Below are 25,089 nucleotides of genomic sequence, written 5' to 3'. Positions count from 1 at the left end.
GGGAGCACCCGCATGGACTACATCCTCCAACTCCTCAGCTCCCTCACGCAGGAAGCACTCGCCCCGACGACCGCGGCGTTCGCCCTCGCCGCGATCGGCCTCAACGTGCACTTCGGTCTCACCGGTCTGGTGAACATGGGCCAGGCGGCGTTCCTGCTGCTCGGCGCCTACGGCTTCGCGATCTCGATCTCGAACGGCCTGCCCGTCGGTCTCGCGGTGCTCATCGCCCTGGCCATCGCGATCGTCTTCGCGGTCATCCTCGGCATCCCGACCCTGCGGCTGCGCGGTGACTACCTGGCGATCGTGACGATCTCCGGCGCCGAGATCATCCGCATGGTCGGCCGCTCCAGCCTGCTCACGGACACCACCGGTGGCTCGAACGGCATCACCGGCTCGAGCTACCGCGAACCGTTCAACGCGCTGAGCTTCCTGCCCGACGGCACCACGACCATCCTGTGGTTCACGTACTCGAACAACGGCGTCAACGGTTGGTGGATCCGCATCGTCGGCTGGGGTCTCGTCGCCCTGTTCACCCTCGTGCTGTTCCTCCTCATGCGCAGCCCGTGGGGCCGTGTCGTGAAGGCGATCCGCGAGGACGAGGACGCGGTCCGCTCCCTCGGCAAGAACGTCTACTCGTACAAGATGCAGGCGCTCGTCTTCGGTGGCGCGCTCGGTGCCCTGGCCGGGGTCATCTACGTCCTGCCGAGTTCGGTGCAACCGGACGCCATGGGCCGCTCGATGACCTTCTTCATCTGGACGGCACTCATCCTCGGTGGTGCGGCGACGGTGTTCGGGCCGGTGCTCGGCGCGATCCTGTTCTTCGTCGTCCGTCTCTTCATCCGCACGCTCGCGGGTGACTTCATCCCGAACTCGATCATGAGCGCCCAGCAGGCCGAGCAGTTCTCCTACGTGCTGGTCGGTGTCGCGCTCATGCTCCTCATCGTCTTCCGCCCACAGGGACTCCTGGGGAACAAGAAGGAGCTGACGTTCAGTGTCTGAAACCACCGGAACCACGCCCGGCGTCCCCACCGCCCTCACCGCGGTGCAGCACGCCCCCGGCTCGCCGAAGCCGGACGCCATCCTCACGGTCGACAACATCACCCGGCGCTTCGGCGGCATGACGGCGGTCGACGTCGACCACCTCGAGGTGCAGCGCGGCGCCATCACGGCCCTCATCGGCCCGAACGGCGCCGGCAAGACCACGTTCTTCAACCTGCTCACCGGCTTCGACAAGCCGACGAGTGGGAAGGAGGCGCGTTGGCAGTTCAACGGGAAGACGCTCGGCAACACCGGGGCCGCGAAGGTCGCCCGGGCCGGCATGGTCCGTACCTTCCAGCTGACGAAGGCGCTGTCCCGCCTGACCGTGATGCAGAACATGCTGCTCGGCGCGAAGGACCAGCCCGGTGAGAACTTCTTCGCCGCACTCGTGTCGCCCGTGTGGAAGAAGCGCGAGCAGGAGATCACCGCGAAGGCCGAGGACCTCCTCGCCCGCTTCAAGCTCCTCGAGAAGAAGGACGACTACGCCGGGTCGCTCTCGGGCGGGCAGCGGAAGCTCCTCGAGATGGCCCGCGCGCTGATGTCCGACCCGACGATGATCATGCTCGACGAGCCGATGGCCGGCGTGAACCCGGCGCTGACCCAGTCGCTGCTCGGGCACATCCAGTCCCTCCGCGACGACGGCATGACCGTGCTCTTCGTCGAGCACGACATGCACATGGTCCGGCACATCTCGGACTGGGTCATCGTGATGGCCGAGGGCAAGGTCGTCGCCGAGGGCCCGGCCGCCACCGTCATGGACGACCAGGCCGTCATCGACGCCTACCTCGGCGCCCACCACGACACCGACCTCGGTGACGACTCGCTCCTCACCGAGGAGACCTACGAGGAGCTCGCCGACGAGGTCGCAGAAGAGGACGCGGCGGACGCCGCCGACGAAGGGAAGGCGACCCGATGACGGACGCGACGAACGGCACCGGCGCGGACCGGGCCTCCAGTGCGGAGCCCGCAGCGGTGGCCCTGACCCCGGGCAGCACGACCCCGGGCAGCACGACCCCGGGCAGCACGGCTCCGGGCAGCACGACCGCGGCGACCCCGCGTGCCGCGACCGGCGGTGCCACCGCGGTGCAGGACCGCGAGCCGGTCATGCGCGCGGACAACCTCGTCGCCGGGTACCTGCCGGGCGTCAACATCCTCAACGGGTGCGACCTGGTCTGCTACCCGGGCGAGCTCATCGGCATCATCGGCCCGAACGGTGCCGGCAAGTCGACGCTCCTCAAGGCGCTGTTCGGCCTCGTCAACATCCGCGAGGGATCGGTCACGCTGCAGGGCGAGGACATCACGAACCTCAAGGCGAACAAGCTCGTGCAGGCCGGCGTCGGCTTCGTCCCGCAGACGAACAACGTCTTCCCGTCGCTCTCCATCGAGGAGAACCTCCAGATGGGGCTGTACCTGCGGCCGAAGAAGTTCAGCGAGCGGCTCGAGGTCATCTACGACCTGTTCCCCGTCCTCGGGCAGCGCAAGGGCCAGCGTGCCGGGTCGCTCTCCGGTGGTGAGCGGCAGTCGGTCGCGATGGCCCGCGCGCTCATGGTGGACCCGAAGGTGCTGCTGCTCGACGAGCCGAGCGCCGGGCTGTCGCCGGTGCGGCAGGACGAGACGTTCATCCGCACCCGCCGCATCAACAAGGCCGGCGTCTCGGTGATCATGGTCGAGCAGAACGCGCGCCGGTGCCTGCAGATCTGCGACCGCGGGTACGTCCTCGACCAGGGACGGAACGCCTACTCGGGCACCGGGAAGGAGCTCGCCGACGACCCCAAGGTCATCGAGCTCTACCTCGGGACGCTCGCGAAGGACGTCGACGCCACGAAGTAGGGCGTCGACACCGCGGGTGCCGCTGTGGGGGCAGCATCCGCGACGGACGGGGCCGTGCTGGCTGCGCTTGCGCGCCGCACGGCCCCGCTCTCGTACCCGGCAGGGAGACGCCCCCGTCTGTCCGAGACGCCTCCGTCAGTCCGAGACGCCCCGCGGTCACCGAGACGCCGCGGGATCCGGCGGCGTCTCGCGCACATCGCGGCGCCGTCCGCGGACAGGCGCGTCCCCTGCGACCGCGACCGGGCCTCCCGTACGGCCGGGAGGCCCGCCCCGGCCCCGCCGGTCGGGTACCGTTCCAGCGTGCAACGCTTCGCGGACCGCGCGACGGACGCCCTGGTGTGGGTGGTGTTCGTCGTCCTCTTCATCGGTGCGGCCCTGCTCGTGAAGGTCGCCGCCGCGCTGCTCGTCGTGTTGGTCGTGCTGGCGCTGCTCCTGGGGCTGACGCTCCGGGTGCTCCGACGGACGCGAACGAACCGTGGCGATCGTCCGCCCCGGCGTCGTAACCCGCGCTGACCGGTCCGGGTCGATCGACTCCGCTGCCGCTCCCGACCGTCCGGCCGTGCCACCCGCGCACCCCGCCCGGTAGGGTTGGCGGGTGAGCGAAGTCGAGATCGGTGCAGGCAAGCGCGGACGTCGGGCGTACGCGTTCGACGACATCGCGGTGGTCCCCTCGCGACGGACGCGTGACCCGCGTGACGTCAACGTCCAGTGGTCGATCGACGCGTTCACCTTCGAGTCGCCGATCCTCTCGGCGCCGATGGACTCCGTCGCCTCGCCCGCGACCGTCATCGAGATGGGTCGTCTCGGCGTCCTCGGGGTCCTCGACCTCGAAGGCCTCTGGACCCGCTACGAGGAGCCGGAGCCGTACCTGGCCGAGATCCGCACGCTGACCGACGGCAACGTCACGAAGCGCATGCAGGAGATCTACGCCGAGCCGGTCAAGGCCGAGCTCATCACCCGCCGCCTGGCCGAGATCCGCGCCGCCGGGGTGCCCGTCGCCGGGTCGCTCAGCCCGCAGCGCACGGCTGAGTTCTCGCAGACCGTCGTCGACGCCGGCGTCGACCTGTTCGTCATCCGCGGCACCACGGTGAGCGCCGAGCACGTGTCGCAGAACACCGAGCCGCTCAACCTCAAGAAGTTCATCTACGAGCTCGACGTCCCCGTGATCGTCGGCGGTGCCTCCACCTACACGGCGGCCCTGCACCTCATGCGCACCGGTGCCGCGGGCGTGCTCGTCGGCTTCGGCGGTGGCGCGGCCTCGACCACCCGTGCCGCGCTCGGCATCCACGCGCCGATGGCGACCGCGGTCGCGGACGTCGCCGGTGCCCGTCGTGACTACATGGACGAGTCCGGCGGCCGGTACGTGCACGTCATCGCGGACGGCGGCCTCGACACCGCCGGTGACGTCGTCAAGGCGATCGCGATGGGTGCCGACGCCGTCATGCTCGGCACCGCGCTGGCGCGCGCCCAGGAAGCCCCCGGCGGTGGCTTCCACTGGGGTGCCGAGGCGCACCACCCGGAGCTGCCCCGTGGCCGTCGTGTCGAGGTCGGCACGATCGGTTCGCTCGAGAGCATCCTGAACGGCCCGACCCCGTCGTGGGACGGCCGCGCGAACCTCATCGGTGCCCTGCGTCGCTCGATGGCGACGACCGGATACTCCGACGTCAAGGAGTTCCAGCGAGTAGAAGTGGTCGTGGCGCCGTACCACCGCTGACGGCGGTGCGCTCGCGGACGTTCCGCGGGTGACGCTCCGGCGCCGCACGGCGACGGAGGCGAGCATGACAACGACGGTCACGAACGGTGCGGCCAGCACAGCGGGGTTCGACCCCTCGACGAAGCTCGGTCCCGATGAACGCGAGGCCGCGATCGAGACCATGAAGACCAGGGAGCTCGACGTCCTGGTCGTCGGTGGCGGCATCGTCGGCGGTGGTGCTGCGCTGGACGCCGTCACGCGCGGCCTGTCGGTCGGCATCGTGGAGGCCCGCGACTGGGGTTCGGGGACGTCCAGCCGGTCGTCGAAGCTCGTGCACGGTGGCATCCGGTACCTCGAGCAGCTCAACTTCACGCTCGTGCGCGAGGCCCTCATCGAACGCGGCCTGCTGCTGCAGCGCATCGCACCCCACCTGGTCAAGCCGGTCCGCTTCCTGTACCCGCTCAACCACCGCGTCTGGGAGCGCTTCTACATCGGCATCGGCATGGCGATGTACGACGTGTTCAGCTGGTCGGGCGGACGCCCGCCCGGCGTGCCGCACCACCGCCACCTCACCCGCACGCAGGTGCTCCGCTCGATGCCGTCCCTGAAGAAGGACGCGTTCGTCGGCGGCATGACGTACTACGACGCGCAGGTCGACGACGCACGCTACGTCGCCGCGCTCGTGCGCACCGCCGCCTCGTACGGCGCGCACGCCGCCTCCCGGATCCGGATCGAGGGCTTCATCAAGGTCGGCGAGCGGGTGGTCGGGGCGCACGCGCACGACATCCAGACCGGCGAGCACTTCGACATCCGGGCGAAGCAGGTCGTCAACGCGACGGGTGTCTGGACCGACGACACCCAGGCGATGGTCGGCACCCGCGGGCAGTTCAAGGTGCGGGCGTCGAAGGGTGTCCACCTCGTCGTCCCACGCGACCGGTTCCAGTCGAACTCGGGCATGATCCTCCGCACCGAGAAGAGCGTCCTGTTCGTCATCCCGTGGGGCCGGCACTGGCTGATCGGCACGACCGACACCGACTGGTACCTCGACAAGGCGCACCCGGCGGCGACCGCGGCGGACATCGACTACATCCTCGAACACGTCAACAAGGTGCTCGCGGTGCCGCTCACCCGCGAGGACGTCGAGGGCGTCTACGCCGGCCTCCGACCCCTCCTGGCCGGCGAGTCCGAGGCCACGTCGAAGCTCAGCCGCGAGCACGTCGTCGCGCACACCGCTCCGGGCCTCGTCGTCGTCGCGGGCGGCAAGTGGACCACCTACCGCGTGATGGGCAAGGACGCCATCGACGAGGCCGCCGCCGCGATGGACGGCAAGATCCCGGAGTCGACGACGCAGGACATCCCGCTGCTCGGTGCCGAGGGGTACCCGGCTGCGTGGAACAAGCGGGCCCGCACCGCGAAGACGTTCGGCGTGCACAAGGTCCGGATCGAGCACCTGCTCAACCGCTACGGCACCCTGGCGACCGAGGTGCTCCAGCTCGTGCAGGACGACCCGTCGCTGGCCGAGCCGCTGCCCGGTGCCGACGACTACATCGGCGCCGAGGTCGTGTACGCGGCCTCGCACGAGGGCGCCCTGCACCTGGAGGACGTCCTCGCCCGCCGCACCCGCATCTCCATCGAGGCCTGGGACCGCGGCGAGTCCGCGGCGCCGGTGGCCGCGCGGCTCATGGCGGACGTGCTCGGCTGGGACCAGGAGACCACCGAGAACGAGGTGTCGAACTACCTCAAGCGGGTCGCCGCCGAGCGGGAGTCGCAGCTGCAGCCCGACGACGAGTCCGCGGACCGCGTGCGGCTGGAGGCGCCGGACATCGCGTTCGGGTTCGAGGAGGACGACGTCGTCGTCGGCGGTGGCCGCTCGAGCGGTGCCGAGGGTGCCACGGCGGACGACGAGCAGGTCGTGGGCGAGAAGACGACCGAGCCCAGCTGAGACGGCACGGACGCGGGGCCGGCACCGGCTGGTGTCGGGCCCTGCGTCCGACTGGCTAGGCGGCGGCGCGGGCGCGGCGGAGGGTCTGCACCATCGTCACGACGAGCACCGCCGGGATCGCGACCAGGGCCGCCAGGCTGGTGCCGTACAGGAGGCCCGCCCACGGGCCGTGTGCACCGCCGGCCACCCCGAAGGCGTCGGCCACGTCCATGCCGAGGAAGAAACCCGACTGGAAGGTCGCGACGGCACCGAGTGCGAGCAGAGCGAGGTGGCACACCGCGATGACCGGTGCAGGCATGCGCTTCCAGAGGGCGATGACCGTGACCGCCACCGCGAGGGCGACCCCGATGCCGGCCGTCACCAGCACCCCGACGACGTCCTGCCGGGAGTCCATGCCGATCGCGTCGATGCCTGCGTAGACCTGCGCGAGCGACTTCCCGGGTACGGCGGCGAGCGGGTCGAGCACGAGGGCGTCCACGGCGAGCAGTGCGGCGTAGGCGGTGACGACGAGCGCACCGGTCACGGCGACGACGGTCCTGGCGGTCATGCGGCCATCCTGGTCAGGCGGGGTGGACCGCCGCGTCCACCGCCGGGATGACCTGTGGAGAACGGAATGGACGGGTCGTGCCGGTGGTTAGCATGGGTGTCCTGGGAAAGGGAGCCATCATGGTCGACGTCCATCGCGTCAAACTCCCCGGCGTCGGCGTGCTGCACAGCTTCTACACCGACGACGGTGGCAAGTGCGGTGTCATCACGCACCGGTCGGGTCACTCCGACCTCATCTCGTTCGCGGACGTCGCCGACGGCGCGGACAAGTCCGAGAAGGTCTCGCTCCGCCTGAGCGAGGACGAGGCGCACACCCTCGCCGAACTGCTCGGCGGCACCCGGATCACCGAAGGCCTCGACAAGCTCGACGAGATCCCCGGCCTCTCCATCGACTGGTTCAGCGTCGACTACGACGACGCCATCGCCGGCAAGCCCCTCGGTGACCTGCACGACTCCGGCTTCATCGGCCTGACGGTCGTCGCGGTGGTCCGCGGCGACAGCGCCAACCCGGCGCCCTCGTCCGACTTCGTCGTGTTCCCCGGGGACACGATCGTCGTCGCCGGCGCGCCCGAGAAGGTCGCGAAGGCGTTCTCCTTCTACCGCAGCGGTCAGCTGGCAGCAGCCGCTGCCGAGGCGCCGCCCGGGAGCTAGCGGATGCACCTGGGTGGTGAGCTGCTGACCATCGGCGGCCTGTTCCTCATCGCCTACGTCCTCGGACGTCTCGGCAAGACCATCGGCCTGCCGGCGATCCCGGTCTACATGGTGGTCGGGCTCATCGCGAGCCCGCACACCCCGTGGATCGGGCTGAGCGTCGAGTCCCACACGATCGAGCTCATCGCGACGTTCGGGCTCATCCTGCTGTTGTTCAACCTCGGGTTGGAGTTCGACCAAGAGGAGTTCTACGGCAACGCCGGCAAGCTCCTCGTGTCGGGCGGCACCTACGTCGCCATCAACATGGGCGTCGGGTTCGCGTTCGGGTTCTCACTCGGATGGGGCACGCGGGAAGCCCTGATCATCGCGGGGATGACGGCGACGTCGTCGAGCGCCATCGTGACGAAGCTCCTCATCGAGCTCCGGCGCCTGGCGAACGACGAGACACCGATGATCCTCGGCGTCACCGTCATCGAGGACGTCTTCATCGCCGTCTACCTGGCGATCGTCTCCGTGGTGCTCTCCGGCGACACGAACATCTGGGCGGTGATCGGGAAGCTCGCGCTCGCGTTCGGGTTCCTCATCGTCATGTTCAGCCTGGCGCGCTGGGGCGGCAAGCAGGTGTCACGCATCTTCGCGACCCGTGACGACGAGCTGTTCACCGTGCTGTTCTTCGGGCTCGCGGTGATGTTCGGCGGCATCGGCGACCTGCTCGGCGTGACCGACGCCATCGGGGCGTTCGTGATCGGCCTGCTCTGCGGGGCCACGCGCTACCGCGACCGCATCGAACAGCTCGCGCTCCCGATGCGCGACGTGTTCGCGGCGTTCTTCTTCGTGAACTTCGGCCTCGGGCTCGACGTGTCGACCTTCGGCGAGGTGCTCTGGCCCGTCGTCGCTGCCATCGGCATGACCGTCGTGCTCAACGCCGTCGCGGGGCAGCTCGTCGCCCGGATGAACGGCTTCAGCGTCCAGCAGGGCATCAACACCGCGGTCATCCTCGTCAACCGGGGCGAGTTCGCGCTCATCCTCGCGACGCTGTCCGCGGCGGCCGGACTCGAGGAGCGCATCACCGCCTTCGCCGGTCTCTACGTCCTCATCATGGCGGTGCTCGGTCCGCTGCTCGCGGTGAACTCCGACCGCATCGGGCGACTCGTGCTCCGGCCCGGCCGAGTGCGGAAGCTCCGCGGCCGCGAGCTCGCGGCAGCGCAGGCCGCCGCCGAGCGCAAGGCCGAGCGCGACCGCCGGTTCGCCGAGGAGATCGCGCTCGTGGAGGCCGCGGGCAGGGAAGAGCGCGAGAATGGGGAACCGGAGACGACGCCGATGCGCGAACAGCCGGCCACCCCGGAGCCCGTGAGCGCGAGCACGTCGTCGATCGAGATCCCCGCCGAGCGTCCCGAACGCCCGGTCCGACCACGCGATCCGGAGTACTGACACGCATGTGGGCCGTTGCACGACGTCCGAGGTGGATCGCGCTGCTGCTGTTGGCGCTGGTCCTGGCGGGCGTCTTCGCCGCCCTGGGCAAGTGGCAGCTCGAGCGGAGCATCGAGAACGGCAAGCCGCTGCCGGCCGGCACCGAGACGCGGCGCTCCCTCGACGAGGTCACGACGCCGGAGAAGCCCGTGGGCTCGACGCTCGCGGGGCAGAAGGTCACGGTCTCCGGGCGCTTCGTCCCCGGTGACACCACGGTCCTCACCGGCCGGAGCGGGGGCGGGACCTACCAGTCCGTCGGACACCTGGTGGACGACGCGACGGGGGCGAGCCTCCCGGTCGTGATCGGGTGGTCGGACCGGCGGTCGGCCGCCGTCGCCGGGGGCGACCGCCTGGCGGACGGCGCGAGCATGACGGTCGAGGGCCGGTACTACCCGGCGGAGTCGCCCGACCAGGACTCCTTCGAGGAGGGGGAGTACTCGGCCGTCGCGCCGGCCCGGTTCGTCAACACGTGGAAGGCGTTCGACGACCGGATGTACGGCGGGTACGTCGTCGCCGGTGCGGCCGTCGCGGATGCCGCCGACCTCGGCACCATCGCCGACCGGGCCCCCACGCGCGAGGTCCAGTTCGACTGGCTCAACCTGTTCTACGCGGTCGAGTGGGTCGTCTTCGCCGGCTTCGCCGTCTTCCTCTGGTACCGCTTCGTGAAGGACGCCTGGGAGCGCGAGCAGGACGAGGAGCGCGAGGCCGCCGAAGCAGCCGCCGGTGGCGCCGTCGGGGACGAGACGCCCTCCGACGAGGCTGCTGTGGACGACGCCCGGGCCGAGCCGGGTCGCCGGTAGGATCGACGGCATGGCTCTGACCGTCCGGACCCGCGACATCCCGAAGATCCCGGGGGCCGTGCGGTTCTACCGCATCTCCGCGTACATCACCGGTGTGCTGCTGCTGGCCCTGATCGTCGAGGTCGTCATCAAGTACACGCCCATCCAGCGTGAGATGCAGCTCGGCGGGGGAGCGTTCTTCGTCCCGAACGGCACCGCCGGCGAAGCACCCGGCACGTTCAACCTGTCGGTCGCGATCCTCATCGCCCACGGCTGGCTGTACGTCGTCTACCTCTTCGCCGACTTCCGCCTCTGGAGCATCATGCGCTGGCGGCCGACGCGCTTCCTGCTCATCGCCCTCGGCGGGATCATCCCGTTCATGTCCTTCGTGGTCGAGCACCGCATGCAGCAGGCCGCCATGACCACCTACCACGAGCTGACCGCGCAGCAGTCGCGGGAGAAGGAGAGCGCTCGGTGAGCGAGACCGAACAGCGTCCCGTCCTCGTCGTCGACTTCGGTGCGCAGTACGCGCAGTTGATCGCACGACGGGTCCGCGAGGCCAACGTCTACAGCGAGATCGTCCCGCACTCCGTCACGGCGGACGAGATCCGCGCGAAGGACCCGGCCGCGATCGTCCTGTCGGGAGGCCCGTCCTCCGTCTACGAGGACGGCGCACCGTCCCTGGACAGCGAGATCCTCGACCTCGGCGTCCCCGTGCTCGGCATCTGCTACGGCTTCCAGGCCATGGCGAAGTCGCTCGGCGGCGAGGTCGCGAACACCGGCCTCCGGGAGTACGGCGCCACCGACGTGACCGTCAGCGGGACCGACAGCGTCCTGCTCGGCGGACAGCCGGCCGCGCAGACCACCTGGATGTCGCACGGTGACGCCGTGTCGAAGGCCCCGGAGGGCTTCGAGGTCCTCGCCTCCAGCGACTCGACCCCGGTCGCGGCCTTCGCCTCGGACGAGCGCAAGCTCTACGGCGTGCAGTGGCACCCCGAGGTCAAGCACTCGGCGTTCGGCCAGGCCGTGCTCGAGAACTTCCTGCACCGTGCTGCCGGGCTGCCGGGGGACTGGAACTCCGCGAACGTGATCGAGGAGCAGGTCGAGCGCATCCGCGCGCAGGTCGGCTCGTCCCGCGTCATCGCCGGGCTCTCCGGTGGCGTCGACTCCGCCGTCGCCGCAGCCCTCGTGCACAAGGCCGTCGGCGACCAGCTGACGTGCGTGTTCGTCGACCACGGGCTCCTCCGCGCCGACGAGCGCAAGCAGGTGGAGGAGGACTACGTCGCCTCCACCGGTGTCCGGCTCATCACGGTCGACGCCCGCGAGCAGTTCCTCGACGCCCTGGCCGGTGTCAGCGACCCGGAGCAGAAGCGCAAGATCATCGGGCGCGAATTCATCCGCACGTTCGAGGCCGCGGCCGAGGCACTCGTGCTCGAAGCCCGCGCGTCCGACGGCGACGCCGAGGTGAAGTTCCTCGTGCAGGGCACGCTCTACCCCGACGTGGTCGAGTCCGGCGGCGGATCGGGCACCGCGAACATCAAGTCGCACCACAACGTCGGCGGACTGCCCGACGACATGACGTTCCAGCTCGTCGAACCCCTCCGCACCCTGTTCAAGGACGAGGTCCGTGCCGTCGGCCGCGAGCTCGGGCTGCCCGGGGTCATCGTCGGTCGCCAGCCGTTCCCCGGCCCGGGGCTCGGCATCCGCATCGTCGGTGAGGTCACGGCCGAGCGCCTCGAGATCCTGCGCGCGGCCGACGCGATCGCCCGCGCCGAGCTCACCGCAGCCGGCCTGGACGACGAGATCTGGCAGTGCCCGGTCGTCCTCCTCGCCGACGTCCGTTCGGTCGGGGTCCAGGGCGACGGTCGCACGTACGGGCACCCCATCGTGCTCCGGCCGGTCTCGTCCGAGGACGCCATGACTGCAGACTGGACGCGGCTGCCGTACGACGTCCTCGCGAAGATCTCGAACCGCATCACGAACGAGGTGCGCGACGTCAACCGGGTCGTGCTCGATGTCACGTCGAAGCCGCCGGGGACGATCGAGTGGGAGTGAGTCTCCCCTGAACGCCCGAGGGCCCGGTACGCACTGCGTACCGGGCCCTCGCTCGTCCTGCCGGGCGCGGCCCGCGTCTCCCGGCGCGCCGTGGTTCCACGACTCGCCGCCCGCGGTCGTCGTGGTTCCGAAAGGGCGGCATCTCGACGAGCGAGGTTCCGCGATCGCGGAACCGGTGCCGCCGGGGCCGTGCTGTGCCTCCTGGCCGGTGGCTCGCCCAGCTACCCGTTGCCGCCCGTCGAGGTTCCATGGCGTACCGCGTGCGGTCGCCCCGGTTCCATGATCGTGGCATCTCGGCGCGCGAAGTTCCGTCATCACGGAACCTCGGGGGGGGGGGGCCAGGGAACGACGGAGGGCCCCGGCGACTGCCGGGGCCCTCCGAGTGCTGCGAGCTAGTTGCGCGAGCTGCTGGCGATGATCGCCAGGATGCGCAGGATCTCGAGGTACAGCCAGACGAGCGTGACGATGAGGCCGAACGCCGCCGTCCAGGCGTAGATGCGGGGAGCGCCGCGCTCGACACCGGTCTTGATCTGGTCGAAGTCGAGGATGAGCGAGTACGCCGCCATCAGCACCACGAAGATGCCGATCACGACACCGAGCGGGATGCCGAACACCGTGACGCCGAGGAGGCCGAAGGCGCTCTGCGTCACACCGGTGAACATCAGCACGATGTTGACGAGCGAGAACGCCATGTAGCCGACCATCGCGACGAGGAAGAACCGCGTGGCCTTCGGGGTCGCGCGGACCTTGCCGGACGTGAAGAGCAGGAGCGTGACCGCGAAGACACCGAGCGTGCCGAACACCGCCTGCGTGACGATGCCGTCCCACATGGTGTTGTACATGCCCGAGATGCCACCGACGAAGAGGCCCTCGAAGAAGGAGTACGCCAGCACCAGGGCGGGCGACGGCTTCTTCTTGAAGGTGTTCACCAGCGCGAGGACGAACCCGACGAGCGCCCCGACGATCCAGACCACCGGCGGGAGGTTCCACCCGGCGACGGCACCGACGATGAGCACGCCGAACGCCAGGAGCGTCTTGACGATGGTGTCCTCGTACGACATCCGGTCCGTGTCGACCTTGTTCGCCGACGGGCGGTCGTACATGTCACGCAGCTGGTCGGGCGACAGCCCGGGCTGCTGTGGCGCCTGTCCCCAGCCGGTCTGGCCGTACGGCGCCTGCGGGTAGCCGCCCTGCTGGGGGTACCCCTGCTGCGGGTAGCCCTGCTGTGCGTTCGAGCCGGCGCCCCATGCGTTCCGGCCCGCGTCGTTGAAGGCGGGGGACTGGTCGAAACCGGGCTTGAAGGCCATGGTGTCCTCTGATTCCTCTGGTGTGGAGTCGTGGAGCCGGTCCCCGGATGGCATCGGCTCGTGGGCTCGGGAAGGAGTGCGGCGGGGCCGTTCCTTCGTGTCCTCACAGCGTACGGGCCGATCGGGCCCGATGGCTGTGGATTCGCGGGAAGCGGAACGTCTCCGGGTCCTCCTACCGGGGAGCCTATTGGCGCTCGCTGTCGGTCCACCGAGGGATCTCCGCAGGCTCGCTGAACGTCCAGGGTGTTCATCAGCACTCCGTATCGTCGCCTGCATGCAGCCGCTCGTCATCGCCCACCGCGGCGCCTCCGGGTACCGCCCCGAGCACTCCCGCAGCGCCTACGAACTCGCGATCGAGCTCGGCGCGGACGCCGTCGAGCCGGACCTCGTGCCGACGAAGGACGGCGTCCTGGTGCTCCGCCACGAGAACGAGGTGTCCGGCACCACGGACGTCGCGGACCGCCCGGAGTTCCGGGACCGCCGGACGACGAAGATGATCGAGGGTCGACGACTGACCGGCTGGTTCACCGAGGACTTCACGTGGGAGGAGCTGCGCACCCTGCGGACCCGTGAGCGCCTGCCGGAGCTGCGCCGGGCCTCCCGTCAGCACGACGGCGAGGACATGGTCCTGCGCCTGGAGGACCTGCTCGCGATCCTGGACGCCGCTCCTCGCCGGGTCGGCCTGGTTGCCGAGGTCAAGCACGCCAGTGCCTTCGCCGCGGCGGGGTTCCCGATGGCCCCGCTCCTCGACGGCGTGCTCGGCGCCGCCGGGTGGCGCGGGGACGGCCGGTTGACGGTCGAGTCGTTCGAGAAGGGCGTCCTGCGCGAGGTCGCCGCGCTCGGCACGGGCGGGCGGCTGGTGTACCTCCAGGAGGCCCGTGGTGCGGCCGCCGACGAGGTCGCCTCCGTCGGGTCCGCCGCCCCGACGTACGCCGCCGAGCGGTCCGACGCCGCGCTGGCCCGACTCGCGACCGAGTTCGACGGCGTCAGCGTGGACCTGCCGACGCTGATGGCCGGTGTCGACTCCCGTGCCCTCGACGACCCCGGCCCCGTGCGGAGCGACGTCGTCGAGCGGGCCCACGCCGTCGGCCTGGCGGTGTACACGTGGACGCTCCGCCCGGAGAACCGGTTCCTGCCGGCGGTGCTCCGACGCGGTGGCGACCTGGCGGCGTACGGCGACTGGGAGCGGTGGTTCACATCGGTCGTCCGGACCGGTGTCGACGGCGTGTTCGCGGACCACGCGGACCTCGCGGTGCGCGCCCGATCGCTCGTCGCGGAACGAGCCTCCGGAGCCTGATCCCTGTCGGGGGTCGCGCCTAGACTGTCCCGGACATGACGATCGTGCTCGACCCCTTCGACTCGACGCCCGGCCGCACCGACGGTCCCGGCGCCGGTGACCGCGCGTACGAGGACCCGTTCACCGCGGGTCTGAACCCCCAGCAGAAGGAAGCCGTCGAGTACCGCGGTGAGTCGCTGCTGATCGTGGCGGGCGCCGGTTCGGGCAAGACGAGCGTGCTCACCCGGCGCATCGCGCTGCTCCTGGCGAACCGTGAAGCCTGGCCGTCGCAGATCCTCGCGATCACGTTCACGAACAAGGCCGCCGCCGAGATGCGTGAGCGGGTGCAGGCCCTGGTCGGGCAGGCGGCCGAGGGCATGTGGATCTCGACGTTCCACTCGGCGTGCGTGCGGATCCTCCGGCGCGAGGCCGAGCGGTTCGGGTTCCCGCAGTCGTTCACGATCTACGACTCCGCCGACTCGCGTGCGCTGCTCAAGCGGATCATCAAGGACCTCGAAGCGGACTCCCTCGGGCTGACCGTCGGTGCCGCGGCGTCGAAGATCTCGAAGCTCAAGAACGAGCTGCAGGACATCGACACCTACGCGCGCAACATCAACACGGACGACCCGCAAGAGGTCATGTTCACCGAGGTGTTCCGGCGGTACACGAGCGAGCTCCGCCGGGCCAACGCCTTCGACTTCGACGACCTCATCGGGCAGACCGTCTTCCTGTTCCGCGCCTTCCCGGAGATCGCCGCGCTCTACCAGCGCCGCTTCCGGTACGTCCTGGTGGACGAGTACCAGGACACGAACCACGCGCAGTACGCCCTCATCCGCGAGCTCACCCGTCCGGTGCCCGTGGAGCAGGTGGACAAGCTCGAGGACGCCGGTCAGCACGTCGAGCGGATGCGGGAGACCGACGGGTCGATCGCGCCGGCGTCGCTCACGGTCGTGGGTGACTCCGACCAGTCCATCTACGCCTTCCGCGGGGCGGACATCCGCAACATCGTCGAGTTCGAGCGGGACTTCCCGAACTCGAAGGTGATCCTGCTCGAGCAGAACTACCGCTCGACGCAGAACATCCTCGACGCCGCGAACGCCGTGATCGCGAACAACTTCGACCGGCAGGCGAAGAACCTGTTCACGGACGTCGGAGCGGGCGAGAAGATCGTCGGCTTCACCGGGTACACCGGCCACGACGAGGCGCAGTTCGTCGCCGACGAGATCCAGCGTCTGCACGAGGACGGCATGGACTACCGCGACATGGCGGTGTTCTACCGGACGAACTCGCAGACGCGTGCACTCGAGGAGATCTTCATCCGCGCCGCCATCCCGTACCGGGTGCTCGGCGGCACGAAGTTCTACGAGCGCGCCGAGATCAAGGACGCGATGGCGTACCTCATCACCGTCGCGAACCCCGTTGACCCGCTGTCGCTCCGCCGCATCCTCAACGTGCCGAAGCGCGGGATCGGTGCGGTCACCGAGACCGCGCTGCAGCGGTACGCCGACGAGCACGAGGTCTCGATGCGCGAGGCCCTGCGGCACGCCGACGAACTCGGCTTCGGGCCGAAGGTGCGCACGGCGATCACCTCGTTCGCCGGGCTCCTCGACGAGGTCTCCGCCAAGGCCGGGGAGCAGCCGGTGGTCGACACGTTGACGCAGCTGCTCGACGGCTCGGGTCTGCTCGAACAGCTGCGCAAGTCGCCGGACGCGCAGGACGCCGCCCGCGCGGACAACATCGACGAACTCGTCGCCGTGACGCGTGAGTTCCAGAAGAACAACCCCGAGGGGACGCTCTCGGACTTCCTGACCGAGGTCTCCCTGGTGGCCGCGGCGGACGAGCTCGACGACTCCTCGGGAACGGTGTCGCTCATGACCCTGCACACCGCGAAGGGCCTGGAGTACGACGCCGTGTTCCTGACCGGCGTGGAGGAGGACCTGCTCCCGCACCGGATGTCCGCGAACGAGCCGGGCGGCCCGTCCGAGGAACGCCGACTCTTCTACGTGGGCATCACCCGCGCGAAGAAGGTCCTGTTCCTGTCGCTCGCGATGACCCGGGCCCAGTTCGGCGACGTCAACGTGGCGATGCCGTCGCGCTTCCTGCAGGAGATCCCCGAGGGGCTCGTCGAGTGGAAGCAGTCGCCGGGCATGGCGAACAGCCGTGGCGGTACGCAGCCCCGGGCGCTCAACGCGAAGCGCGAGGGCGGGTTCGGCGGCGGCACCGGTGGTGGTGGCTACCGCGGCGGTGGCGGTTGGGGCGGCGGGTCCTACGACCGTGCGGCCGCTGCGGCGAAGACGAAGCCGAAGACGGAGTGGGCGAACCGGGTGTCCGGGCAGGTCCGCGACAACGGCGACATGGAGCTGGCTCCGGGCGATCGCATCTCGCACGTCGACTTCGGGCAGGGGACCGTCTCGGCGGTGACCGGTCAGGGCGCGAAGCGGATCGCGGAGATCGCGTTCGACAGCGCGGGGCGGAAGAAGCTGCTCATCAAGATCGCGCCGATCGAGAAGCTCTAGCCGACTCCTCAGCGGACCATCCGGGCGGCGAGGAGCGCGTTGTCGCCCAGCCGTTCGGTCTTCGTCGTGCCGTCACGGCGGAACCCGTTCCGGCGGTAGAACGCCTCTGCCCGGGGGTTGTCGTCGGCGATCCACAGGAACGCCGGAGCATCGCCGAGCACTGCGTCGAGGAGCAGTTGGCCAGCGCCGCCGCCGTGCATCGCGGCGAGGACGTAGATGCCGGTGAGCTCGACGTCCCGGACCGAGGGGTCATCGCGACCCGGACCCGCGGTGGCCCACCCGACGACGGCTCCGCCGTGCTCGGCGACCGCCACGCTCGTGCCGGCTGCGCTCGCGCCCGCGATCGTCCGCCGCCACCGTGTGGTGCGCGTGACGGGGTCGAGCGACGCCAGGAACGCCGCCGGCAGCAGGTGGGCGTACGCCTCGCGCCACGCCTGCACGTGCACGCCGGCGATGCCCGGCGCGTCCGCGTCGACGGCTGGTCGGACGGTGACCGGCTGTGCGTGCCCCATGCCCCGACCGTACCGGGAGCCCCGGCCCAGACGCATCCGAGGGTCACTCGCGTCCGCCACGCCCGGTGCCCCGGACGGGTGACAGAGGAAGCAGGTGAGGTTAGCCTCACCTAACATGAATCCGCTCGACACGACTCCGCTCGACCTGATCAGCCCCGAGACGGCGCAGCGCTACCGGCAGGCCGTGGGCGCGACCGTCGACCGACTCGCCGACCGCATCGCCGTCGCCGAGCTCCCGACGACCGACACCCCTGCCGCCGACCTGCACCAGCGGGTCGCCGCGATCGACCTCGACGGACCGGCACTCGGGACGGACCGTGCGCTCGCCGAACTCGATGACCTGTTCGTCCGCGAGGCCGTCTGGTTCCACACGCCCGGGTACCTCGCGCACCTCAACTGCCCGGTCGCCCTGCCCGCGGTCGCCGCGGAGGCCGTGCTCGCCGCCGTCAACCCCTCGGTCGACACGTGGGACCAGTCGCGCATCGGCACCGACATCGAGCGGCACGTGGTCGACTGGCTGGCCCGGCGGATCGGCTTCCCGGCGGGTGACGGGATCTTCACGTCGGGCGGTTCGCAGTCCAACCTGCAGGCCCTCCTCCTGGCGCGGGAGGCCGCGAGGGCCGCGTCTGCGACGGACACCTCTGCGACGGCCGCGTCCGCGACGGCTGCGTCCGCGACGCACGCCGTCGCCCCCGCGCTGGCCGACCTCGCCGTGTTCGCCACCGCGGAGACGCACTTCAGCGTGCGCAAGTCCGCCCGCCTGCTCGGCCTGCCCGACGCCGCGGTCGTCGACGTCGAGACCGACACCTCCGGCCGGATGCTCCCGTCCGCACTGGCCCTCGCTATCGCCGACGCCCGTGCCGACGGCCGCACCCCGATGGCCGTCGTCGCCACGGCCGGCACCACCGACCGTGGCGTCATCGACCCGCTCGCGCCGATCGCGGACGTCTGCGACCTCGAGGGCGTGTGGCTGCACGTCGACGCCGCCTACGGGTGCGGGCTGCTCGTGTCCCCGACGCGACGGCACCTGCTCGACGGCGTCGAGCGGGCCCGCAGCGTCACGACCGACCTGCACAAGTCCTTCTTCCAGCCGGTGTCGTCGAGCGTGCTCGTGGTGCGCGACCCGGCGGACCTGCGCCGGGCCTCCTGGCATGCCGACTACCTCAACCCGGAGGACGCGACCGAACCGAACCAGGTCGACAAGTCGCTGCAGACCACCCGCCGGTTCGACGCGCTGAAGCTCTGGGCGACGCTCCGGGCCTCCGGCGCCGACGCGATCGGCCGTGCCTTCGACGCGGTGGTCGACCTGGCGGTGGACGCGCACGCCCTCGTGCAGGCGCACCCCGACCTCGTCCTGGTCGCGCCGACGCAGCTCAGTACGGTCCTGTTCCGGTGGCAGCCCGCCGGGATGACCGACGACGAGGCGGACGCGCTGGTCGCCCCGCTCCGCGCCACCCTGCTCGCCGAGGGGCGGGTGCTCATCGCGAAGACCGTGGTCGACGGGCGGCCGTGCAACAAGCTGACCCTGCTCAACCCGGCGACGACGGCGGAGCAGATGCGGGCCTCCCTCGACCACGTGGTGGCCACGGCGGAGCGCCTGCGCGCGGCGTCGACCCGGCCGACCGTGACCGGTGGAGCGGCACGATGACCGCCGTCGACGCGACCGCCACGACCCGCGTGCACGACGTCGTCGGCATCGGCATCGGCCCGTTCAACCTCGGGCTCGCCTGCCTGACCGACCCGATCGACGACCTCGACGCCGTGTTCCTCGACGCGCGTGACGGCTTCGCCTGGCACCACGGCATGATGCTCGACGACGCGACGATCCAGGTGCCGTTCCTCGCCGACCTCGTCACGATGGCGGACCCGACCTCGCCGTTCTCGTTCCTGGCCTGGCTCAAGGAGACCGGTCGGCTCTACCCCTTCTACATCCGCGAGGACTTCCACCCCCTGCGCAGCGAGTACGACGCCTACTGCCGCTGGGCTGCCGACCGGCTCGACTCCCTCCGCTGGGGACGCCGGGTGGTCGGGGTCGAGCACGACGCCGAGCAGGACCTGTTCACCGTGCACGCCGAGACGGCGGACGGCCCGGAGACGTACCGGGCCCGGCACGTCGTGGTCGGCGTCGGCACCGAGCCGTCGGTGCCCGCCGCACTCCGCGACCTGGACGGCCCGGTGCTGCACTCGGCCGACTACCTGCCGAACCGGGACGCCCTCCGCATCGCCGGGTCCGTCGCGGTGATCGGCAGCGGCCAGTCCGCCGCCGAGGTCTACCGCGACCTCCTCGAGGGCATCCGCGACGGCGGGTACCGCCTGGACTGGATCACCCGGTCGCCGCGGTTCTTCCCGATGGAGGACACCAAGCTCACCCTCGAGATGACGAGTCCGGAGTACACCGACCACTTCCACGCGCTGCCCGAGGAGGTCCGGGACCGTCTCGGGCGCGAGCAGCGCGGGCTGTACAAGGGCATCAGCGCGGACCTGGTCAGCGAGGTCTACGACGCGCTGTACCGGATCAGCGCCAGGGGTCCGGTCCCGACGACGCTGCGCACCGAGACGAGCGTCACCGCCGCCAGGTGGGACCCCGACCACGCGGTGTACCGGCTGACCCTCCGACACGAGCAGCTCGGCGAGACGTACGAGCACGAGGTCGAGCGGCTGGTCCTCGCGACCGGCTACGCGCCCCGGCCACCGCGGTTCCTCGATCCCGTCGCGCACCTCGTGACGCGTGACTCCCGCGGCCGGTCCTCGGTCGCCCGGGACCACCACGTCGACACCCTCGGGGGCCGGATCTGGGTGCAGAACGCCGAGGAGCACACCCACGGCCTGACCGCACCGGACCTCGGCATGGGGGCGTGGCGGAACGCGTCGATCATCCGGTCCGTCACCGGGCGCGAGGTCTACGGCCTGGAGGCCCGGATCGCCTTCCAGGAGTTCGGTCTGCCCGCCTCGGTCCGCGCCGAGCGCGCGGGGCACGGCGAGCAAACGGTGCACGGGAAGCGCGCGGAGGTGCGCGAATGAGCGCGGTCCAGCACGACCGGACCGGTGTGGCGGAGGCGCTGCCGGGCCTCCTGTCCGTGGTGCCGGTGGACCCGGAGCGGGACGCCGCCCGCGTGCAGTCCTGGCTCGCGGCACCGCCGTCGTCGTGGTGGGGCATGCAGCACGTCGACGTCGACGGCGTCGCGACCTACCTCGGCGCGGTGCAGAGCGACCCGGCGCAGGACGGCTGGCTCGTGCTGCGTGACGGTGCCCCGTGCGCCTACGCCGAGACCTACGACCCGACAGCGGTCCTGCTCGTCGACGTCTGGGACGCCCGTCCCGGTGACGTCGGCATGCACCTGCTCGTCGCCCCGCCTCCCGTCGGTGGCCGGGTCCACGGACTCACCAGCGCCGTGATGCGCGCCGTGGTCGAGCACTGCCGGGACGCCCTCGGGGCCCGGCGCGTCGTCGTCGAACCGGACGTGCGGAACACGGCGGTGCAGACGAAGAACGCCGAGGTCGGGTTCCGTGCGCTCCGCGAGGTCGACGTGGACGGCAAGCGCGCGCTGCTCTCGGTGCTCGACACCGCATCGATCGGCATCCCCGACGACGACGGCCCGGCCGCGCACCTCCGGCCCGAGCACCTGGTGGTCGCGCAACGACACCTGGTGGCGAAGGCCGTCGCGGAGTTCACGCACGAACGACTCGTCACACCGCGGCCGGACGGCGACGGGTGGCTGCTCGACACCGGCGGCTCGCGCTACCGCTTCCGGGCACGGCAGCACCAGCTCGAGCACTGGTCCGTCGACGAGCGCACCCTGACGCGGGAGTCCGCCTCGGACGCCCCCGTGCCGCTGCCGCTCGACGCGCAGGAGCTGGTCCTCGAACTCCGCGAGGTGCTCGGGATACCGGACGCCCTGCTCGGAACGTACCTGGAGGAGGTCGCCTCGACGCTCGCCAGCGCCGCCGCCAAGCACCGCCGCGGGGGACCGTCGGCGCGACAGCTCGCCCGCGGCCGACGGGACGGGGACGTCGTCGCCGGGTTCCAGGACGTCGAGGCGGCGATGACCGAGGGGCACCCGGCATTCGTCGCGGCGAACGGGCGGATCGGGTTCGGGCTCGACGAGTACCGCGCCTACGCCCCCGAGTCCGGGGGACGGTTCCGCTACCGCTGGCTGGCCGCACGCCGGGAGCACACGCACCTGGCGCTCGCCGCGGACCGGACGGAGGCCGAGCACTGGTCCGCCGAGCTCGACCCGGACACCGTCGCGGGCTTCCGACGGACCCTCGCCCAGCGCGGCCTCGACCCGGACGACCACGTGTGGCTCCCCGTGCACCCCTGGCAGTGGCAGCACCGCATCGCCGTGACGTTCGCGCCCGACCTCGGCCGGCAGGACCTTGTCGACCTCGGTGAGGGACCGGACCTGTTCCAGCCGCAGCAGTCCATCCGCACCGCCTTCGACCGCAGCCACCCCGAGCGCTCGTACGTGAAGACGGCACTCGCGGTGCAGAACATGGGGTTCCTGCGGGGCATGTCCCCGGCGTACATGCGCTCGACCCCCGCGGTGAACGACTGGGTCGCGTCGCTCGTGGCGGCCGACACCACCCTGCGGGACGCCGGGTTCCGGGTGCTGCGCGAACACGCAGCGATCGGGTACACCGGCGACGCGTACCACCGCGTGGACGTCGCATCGTCGCAGCGGAAGATGCTCGCGGCGCTGTGGCGGGAGAGCCCGGTGCCACGGACGGCTCCCGGGGAGCGGCTCATGACGATGGCGGCACTGCTGCACCGGGACGCCGACGGGCGTGCGGTCGCAACCGAGCTCGTGCGGGCCTCCGGGCTGCACGCGGCGACGTGGGTGCGGCGCTTCCTCGACGCGTACCTGCGGCCGGTCGTGCACTGCCTGACCGTGCACGACCTGGCGTTCATGCCGCACGGCGAGAACCTGGTGCTCGTCGTCCGCGACGGTGCCGTGACCGGGGCGTTCATGAAGGACATCGGCGAGGAGGTCGTGGTCCTCGGGGAGCACGACGACCGTCCGGTGCCCGAGGACATCCGCCGCATCGTGCACCCGGTCGACGACGACGAGGCGGCGCTCGCCGTGTTCACCGACGTGTTCGACGGGGTGCTGCGCTTCCTGGCGGCGGTCCTCGACGACGACGGGGTCCTGCCCGGGGACCTCTTCTGGCGGCTCGCCGGCGAGTGCGTCGACCGGCACGCGGCGGAGCACCCGGACCGTCGGCGTCCGCTCGACCTGCGGGTGTCCACGTTCGAGCACTCGTGCCTCAACCGGCTGCAGCTGCGGAACACGCTGACGATGGTCGACCTGGCGGACCAGTCGTCCTCGCTCATCCGGGCGGGGGTGATGCGGAACCCCATCGGACGGGGCTGACCCGCCGCGTCACTGCGCGCCCCATCGGCGGTGCCGGGGCGGGGCGCCTCTGGCGGGCGCGGCGCTAGGGCTGGAGGCGGGTGGCCGACCAGTCGCCGTGGGCGCGCGCGTACTGCAGGCGGCGGTGCATCCGGTCGCGGCTGCCGTGCCAGAACTCGACGAGGTCGGGCTCGAGGCGCCACGCGACCCAGCCGGCCGGGCGCGGGACGTCGTCGTCGGACTCGTCGAGCAGCACGTTCGCGTCGTCGATGAGGTCCTGCAGCGTCCGTGGCTCGAGCACCGCGGACTGGTCGGCGACGGCCGTGGCGGCGCGCGACTTCGGCGACCGGTCGGCGAAGAGCGCGTCGGACTCCGCGTCGGAGAGCTGCACGGCGCGGCCCTCGAAGCGGAGCTGCTGCATCGTCTCGCGCCAGTACACCTGCAGGGCGGCGTGCGGGTTCTCCGCGAGTTGCCGTCCCTTCGGGCTGAGCGTCGAGGTGCCGAACACCAGGCCGCGGTCGTCGATCCGCTTGACGTCGACCGTCCGGGCACCGACGCGGCCGTCCGCACCCGCGGTGGCCAGCGTCATCGAGAGCGGCTCGGACACCTCGTGCTCGCCGGCCTGGCCGAGCCAGGTTCGGGCGAGGTCGAGGGGGTCCGCGGGCGGCGCGTCGAACTCGGGCAGGAGCAGGGAGTCGTCACCGGACAGGGAGGAGGACATGGCCCCACTCAACCGCGGTCCGCGTTCCGACGTCCAGGATCGCGGGGGACGCGGCGCCGCCGGGACGGACGGCTCAGGCCCGCGTGTGCCGGGCCGCGGTGCGGTGCATCGCGCGGAGCAGCATCGGCCCCGGCAGGCGCAGCAGGGCCCCGGGCAGGACGGTGCGGAGCGCCCGGAGCGCCGACAGGGTCCGCCGGTAGCGACGCTCCTCGCGCGGGCCCCACGCGAAGCCGTACGCGGTCCGGACCGGCTCCGGCAGCATCCCGACGGTGACGATCCGCTCGACGGGCATCGCGGCACGCACCCACCACGGGGCGGCGACCGGGTGCAGCAGGTCACGGACCACCCCGCGAGCCTCGTCGGTGACCTGCAGCCGGGCGAGCGTGTCGGCCCAGTACGTCTCGAACGCGGCCACCGAGCCCGGCCACCGGTCCGGCGGCACGCGGAGGGCGGTGGCGATCGGGGCGTAGGCACGGAGGACCGCTTCCGCGCGCTCGGCGTCGACGGGATCGCTGAGCAGCCGGTGGGTCAGGAGCGCGGAGTCGTACAGGGTCGCGGCCACCCAGAGCTGACGGTCGACGTCGTCCGCGCCCGCGACGGGCCGGTGCGCGTGGTGGACGAACGCGGCGGCGACGGCGGCGTCGTGCGGGGTCCCGACCACCACCGCGTACACGTACATCAGGGTGTGCGCGAGGCGCTGCTGCGGCCGTCGCGCGAAGTCCGAGTGTCGCCGGACCCCCGCCGCCACGACCGGGTCGGCGATCTGCAGCAGGATCGCGCGGCCGCCCGCCACGACGGGCGTGCTGTCGGCGAGGAACCGACGGAGCGCCGGATCACGGTCGCGACCACGTGGCCGGAGGGAGGCCCGGCACACGTCGTGCACCGGGCCTCCCGTCCGTCGACCGGTCACGGTCAGAGCGGCTTCGTGCCCAGGTCGCCGCCGAGGTCGGGACGGTCGTCGCCCTGCTCCCACAGGTCCGGCGAGCCCTCGCGCGGGGCGCCACCGGTGGGGCCGTCGTCGGTGCCGTCGCCGAGCTGCGGCTCGACGGTCTCGCCGGCGACGGCGTCGTTCGTCACGGTCTCGAGCGCCTCCTCGGCGGCGTCGGTCTCGTAGGCGCCCACGTACTCGCGGTCCACGTCGTCGGCGCGGCCCTCGTCGTCGGAGTCGCTGACGCCGTCGCTGAACTCGTCGCCTGGGGTGATGCCGGGGTCGGACATGTGTCGCTCCTGTCGATCGTGTTGCGTGCTCGTGCGTGGTGCCCGTCGCGTCGTACGTGCCCGGACCAGCCCACGGTTCCTTGCTACCCGGATGCCGGTGGGAACGTCCGTGGTGCCCGGGGGACGGCGTGACGCGGCCGGACGGGTGACGGTCGGACGTGCCGGTTCGCACGCCGTTCACCTA

General features: G+C 71.3%; 22 protein-coding genes. 16 read left to right on the top strand and 6 right to left on the bottom strand.

The features are described 5' to 3' along the window. Positions 1-12 precede the first annotated feature (12 nt). The 6 genes from DEJ18_RS14450 to DEJ18_RS14425 all read left to right on the top strand — a co-directional run bounded on the left by DEJ18_RS14450 (position 13) and on the right by DEJ18_RS14425 (position 6,503). The gene (locus DEJ18_RS14450) at positions 13-999 is read left to right on the top strand and encodes a branched-chain amino acid ABC transporter permease (RefSeq protein ID WP_111079954.1); all 987 of its coding nucleotides are present in this window, start codon (positions 13-15) and stop codon (positions 997-999) included. Then, positions 992-1,954, top strand: coding sequence for an ABC transporter ATP-binding protein (locus DEJ18_RS14445; protein WP_111210030.1), 963 nt, complete (start codon positions 992-994; stop codon positions 1,952-1,954). Before DEJ18_RS14450 ends, DEJ18_RS14445 begins: the two co-directional genes overlap by 8 nt. Before the next feature lie 188 nt (positions 1,955-2,142). Beyond that, a complete protein-coding gene (locus DEJ18_RS14440; protein WP_111210144.1) occupies positions 2,143-2,868 on the top strand; it encodes an ABC transporter ATP-binding protein in 726 nt (241 codons plus the stop codon). Positions 2,869-3,168: 300 nt separating this feature from the next. Then, on the top strand, positions 3,169-3,381 hold the full coding sequence (locus tag DEJ18_RS14435; RefSeq protein ID WP_111210031.1) for a hypothetical protein: 213 nt from the start codon (positions 3,169-3,171) through the stop codon (positions 3,379-3,381). 82 nt (positions 3,382-3,463) lie between these two features. Further along, entirely contained in the window at positions 3,464-4,582 is a 1,119-nt protein-coding gene (locus DEJ18_RS14430) for a GuaB3 family IMP dehydrogenase-related protein (protein WP_111210032.1), read from the top strand. A gap of 64 nt (positions 4,583-4,646) precedes the next feature. After that, positions 4,647-6,503 carry a glycerol-3-phosphate dehydrogenase/oxidase gene (locus DEJ18_RS14425; RefSeq protein WP_111210145.1) on the top strand — a complete coding sequence of 619 codons (1,857 nt, stop codon included), beginning with the start codon at positions 4,647-4,649 and terminating at the stop codon, positions 6,501-6,503. A 55-nt stretch (positions 6,504-6,558) separates the two neighbouring features. Here DEJ18_RS14425 and DEJ18_RS14420 read toward each other — a convergent pair whose 3' ends face one another. After that, the gene (locus tag DEJ18_RS14420) at positions 6,559-7,050 is read right to left on the bottom strand and encodes a hypothetical protein (RefSeq protein ID WP_181434149.1); all 492 of its coding nucleotides are present in this window, start codon (positions 7,048-7,050) and stop codon (positions 6,559-6,561) included. 119 nt (positions 7,051-7,169) lie between these two features. Here DEJ18_RS14420 and DEJ18_RS14415 point away from each other — a divergent pair, with 119 nt between their 5' ends. Genes DEJ18_RS14415 through guaA form a run of 5 tightly spaced genes read left to right on the top strand, consistent with a single transcriptional unit; the run spans position 7,170 to position 12,004 of the window. Continuing rightward, a complete protein-coding gene (locus DEJ18_RS14415; RefSeq protein WP_110824193.1) occupies positions 7,170-7,700 on the top strand; it encodes a cation:proton antiporter regulatory subunit in 531 nt (176 codons plus the stop codon). Positions 7,701-7,703: 3 nt separating this feature from the next. Continuing rightward, positions 7,704-9,131 carry a cation:proton antiporter gene (locus DEJ18_RS14410; protein WP_111210033.1) on the top strand — a complete coding sequence of 476 codons (1,428 nt, stop codon included), beginning with the start codon at positions 7,704-7,706 and terminating at the stop codon, positions 9,129-9,131. Positions 9,132-9,136: 5 nt separating this feature from the next. Further along, positions 9,137-9,970 (top strand): SURF1 family cytochrome oxidase biogenesis protein, encoded by an 834-nt coding sequence (locus tag DEJ18_RS14405; RefSeq protein WP_111210034.1) that lies wholly within the window; start codon positions 9,137-9,139, stop codon positions 9,968-9,970. A gap of 10 nt (positions 9,971-9,980) precedes the next feature. Continuing rightward, the gene (locus tag DEJ18_RS14400; RefSeq protein WP_111079947.1) at positions 9,981-10,427 is read left to right on the top strand and encodes a DUF3817 domain-containing protein; all 447 of its coding nucleotides are present in this window, start codon (positions 9,981-9,983) and stop codon (positions 10,425-10,427) included. Continuing rightward, on the top strand, positions 10,424-12,004 hold the full coding sequence (guaA, locus tag DEJ18_RS14395) for a glutamine-hydrolyzing GMP synthase (RefSeq protein WP_111210035.1): 1,581 nt from the start codon (positions 10,424-10,426) through the stop codon (positions 12,002-12,004). Before DEJ18_RS14400 ends, guaA begins: the two co-directional genes overlap by 4 nt. A gap of 392 nt (positions 12,005-12,396) precedes the next feature. On the opposite strand, the gene DEJ18_RS14390 is transcribed toward guaA, so the two are convergent. Beyond that, positions 12,397-13,311, bottom strand: a complete 915-nt coding sequence (locus tag DEJ18_RS14390) for a Bax inhibitor-1/YccA family protein (RefSeq protein WP_111210036.1) — start codon at positions 13,309-13,311, stop codon at positions 12,397-12,399. A gap of 274 nt (positions 13,312-13,585) precedes the next feature. Here DEJ18_RS14390 and DEJ18_RS14385 point away from each other — a divergent pair, with 274 nt between their 5' ends. Both DEJ18_RS14385 and DEJ18_RS14380 read left to right on the top strand, forming a co-directional pair. Beyond that, positions 13,586-14,608 carry a glycerophosphodiester phosphodiesterase family protein gene (locus tag DEJ18_RS14385; protein ID WP_111210037.1) on the top strand — a complete coding sequence of 341 codons (1,023 nt, stop codon included), beginning with the start codon at positions 13,586-13,588 and terminating at the stop codon, positions 14,606-14,608. A gap of 35 nt (positions 14,609-14,643) precedes the next feature. Continuing rightward, positions 14,644-17,103, top strand: a complete 2,460-nt coding sequence (locus tag DEJ18_RS14380) for an ATP-dependent helicase (RefSeq protein ID WP_111210038.1) — start codon at positions 14,644-14,646, stop codon at positions 17,101-17,103. Positions 17,104-17,111: 8 nt separating this feature from the next. Here the strand turns inward: DEJ18_RS14380 and DEJ18_RS14375 are convergent, their stop codons facing one another. Then, positions 17,112-17,615 carry a GNAT family N-acetyltransferase gene (locus DEJ18_RS14375; RefSeq protein ID WP_111210039.1) on the bottom strand — a complete coding sequence of 168 codons (504 nt, stop codon included), beginning with the start codon at positions 17,613-17,615 and terminating at the stop codon, positions 17,112-17,114. A gap of 115 nt (positions 17,616-17,730) precedes the next feature. Between DEJ18_RS14375 and DEJ18_RS14370 the strand changes: the two genes are divergently transcribed. Genes DEJ18_RS14370 through DEJ18_RS14360 form a run of 3 tightly spaced genes read left to right on the top strand, consistent with a single transcriptional unit; the run spans position 17,731 to position 22,987 of the window. Next, positions 17,731-19,263: a pyridoxal phosphate-dependent decarboxylase family protein gene (locus DEJ18_RS14370; RefSeq protein ID WP_111210040.1), complete on the top strand. Its 1,533-nt coding sequence runs from the start codon at positions 17,731-17,733 to the stop codon at positions 19,261-19,263. Continuing rightward, positions 19,260-20,636: a lysine N(6)-hydroxylase/L-ornithine N(5)-oxygenase family protein gene (locus DEJ18_RS14365; RefSeq protein WP_111210041.1), complete on the top strand. Its 1,377-nt coding sequence runs from the start codon at positions 19,260-19,262 to the stop codon at positions 20,634-20,636. The genes DEJ18_RS14370 and DEJ18_RS14365 overlap by 4 nt, the downstream gene beginning before the upstream one ends. Next, positions 20,633-22,987 carry a GNAT family N-acetyltransferase gene (locus DEJ18_RS14360; protein WP_111210042.1) on the top strand — a complete coding sequence of 785 codons (2,355 nt, stop codon included), beginning with the start codon at positions 20,633-20,635 and terminating at the stop codon, positions 22,985-22,987. Before DEJ18_RS14365 ends, DEJ18_RS14360 begins: the two co-directional genes overlap by 4 nt. Before the next feature lie 64 nt (positions 22,988-23,051). Here DEJ18_RS14360 and DEJ18_RS14355 read toward each other — a convergent pair whose 3' ends face one another. The 3 genes from DEJ18_RS14355 to DEJ18_RS14345 form a co-directional block, all read right to left on the bottom strand. Continuing rightward, positions 23,052-23,687: a pyridoxine/pyridoxamine 5'-phosphate oxidase gene (locus tag DEJ18_RS14355; RefSeq protein WP_111210043.1), complete on the bottom strand. Its 636-nt coding sequence runs from the start codon at positions 23,685-23,687 to the stop codon at positions 23,052-23,054. Between the two features lie 73 nt (positions 23,688-23,760). Then, positions 23,761-24,597, bottom strand: coding sequence for an oxygenase MpaB family protein (locus DEJ18_RS14350; RefSeq protein WP_181434150.1), 837 nt, complete (start codon positions 24,595-24,597; stop codon positions 23,761-23,763). A gap of 2 nt (positions 24,598-24,599) precedes the next feature. Further along, positions 24,600-24,905, bottom strand: coding sequence for a hypothetical protein (locus DEJ18_RS14345; RefSeq protein ID WP_146241512.1), 306 nt, complete (start codon positions 24,903-24,905; stop codon positions 24,600-24,602). Positions 24,906-25,089 lie beyond the last annotated feature (184 nt).

Source organism: Curtobacterium sp. MCSS17_015, assembly GCF_003234265.2.
GTDB lineage: Bacteria > Actinomycetota > Actinomycetes > Actinomycetales > Microbacteriaceae > Curtobacterium.
Note: the sequence above shows the minus strand (reverse complement) of the source record. Positions and strands in the feature narration are given on the sequence as shown.

What these genes read in the sequence shown, in the direction of transcription:
- DEJ18_RS14450 (WP_111079954.1), top strand. Translation starts at nt 13, where the DNA reads ATGGACTACATCCTCCAACTCCTCAGCTCCCTCACGCAGGAAGCACTC.
- DEJ18_RS14390 (WP_111210036.1), bottom strand. Translation starts at nt 13,311, where the DNA reads ATGGCCTTCAAGCCCGGTTTCGACCAGTCCCCCGCCTTCAACGACGCG.
- DEJ18_RS14405 (WP_111210034.1), top strand. Translation starts at nt 9,137, where the DNA reads ATGTGGGCCGTTGCACGACGTCCGAGGTGGATCGCGCTGCTGCTGTTG.
- DEJ18_RS14440 (WP_111210144.1), top strand. Translation starts at nt 2,143, where the DNA reads ATGCGCGCGGACAACCTCGTCGCCGGGTACCTGCCGGGCGTCAACATC.
- DEJ18_RS14385 (WP_111210037.1), top strand. Translation starts at nt 13,586, where the DNA reads ATGCAGCCGCTCGTCATCGCCCACCGCGGCGCCTCCGGGTACCGCCCC.
- DEJ18_RS14425 (WP_111210145.1), top strand. Translation starts at nt 4,647, where the DNA reads ATGACAACGACGGTCACGAACGGTGCGGCCAGCACAGCGGGGTTCGAC.
- DEJ18_RS14355 (WP_111210043.1), bottom strand. Translation starts at nt 23,687, where the DNA reads ATGTCCTCCTCCCTGTCCGGTGACGACTCCCTGCTCCTGCCCGAGTTC.
- DEJ18_RS14410 (WP_111210033.1), top strand. Translation starts at nt 7,704, where the DNA reads ATGCACCTGGGTGGTGAGCTGCTGACCATCGGCGGCCTGTTCCTCATC.
- DEJ18_RS14345 (WP_146241512.1), bottom strand. Translation starts at nt 24,905, where the DNA reads ATGTCCGACCCCGGCATCACCCCAGGCGACGAGTTCAGCGACGGCGTC.
- DEJ18_RS14400 (WP_111079947.1), top strand. Translation starts at nt 9,981, where the DNA reads ATGGCTCTGACCGTCCGGACCCGCGACATCCCGAAGATCCCGGGGGCC.
- DEJ18_RS14370 (WP_111210040.1), top strand. Translation starts at nt 17,731, where the DNA reads ATGAATCCGCTCGACACGACTCCGCTCGACCTGATCAGCCCCGAGACG.
- DEJ18_RS14420 (WP_181434149.1), bottom strand. Translation starts at nt 7,050, where the DNA reads ATGACCGCCAGGACCGTCGTCGCCGTGACCGGTGCGCTCGTCGTCACC.
- DEJ18_RS14375 (WP_111210039.1), bottom strand. Translation starts at nt 17,615, where the DNA reads ATGGGGCACGCACAGCCGGTCACCGTCCGACCAGCCGTCGACGCGGAC.
- DEJ18_RS14380 (WP_111210038.1), top strand. Translation starts at nt 14,644, where the DNA reads ATGACGATCGTGCTCGACCCCTTCGACTCGACGCCCGGCCGCACCGAC.
- DEJ18_RS14365 (WP_111210041.1), top strand. Translation starts at nt 19,260, where the DNA reads ATGACCGCCGTCGACGCGACCGCCACGACCCGCGTGCACGACGTCGTC.
- DEJ18_RS14415 (WP_110824193.1), top strand. Translation starts at nt 7,170, where the DNA reads ATGGTCGACGTCCATCGCGTCAAACTCCCCGGCGTCGGCGTGCTGCAC.
- DEJ18_RS14360 (WP_111210042.1), top strand. Translation starts at nt 20,633, where the DNA reads ATGAGCGCGGTCCAGCACGACCGGACCGGTGTGGCGGAGGCGCTGCCG.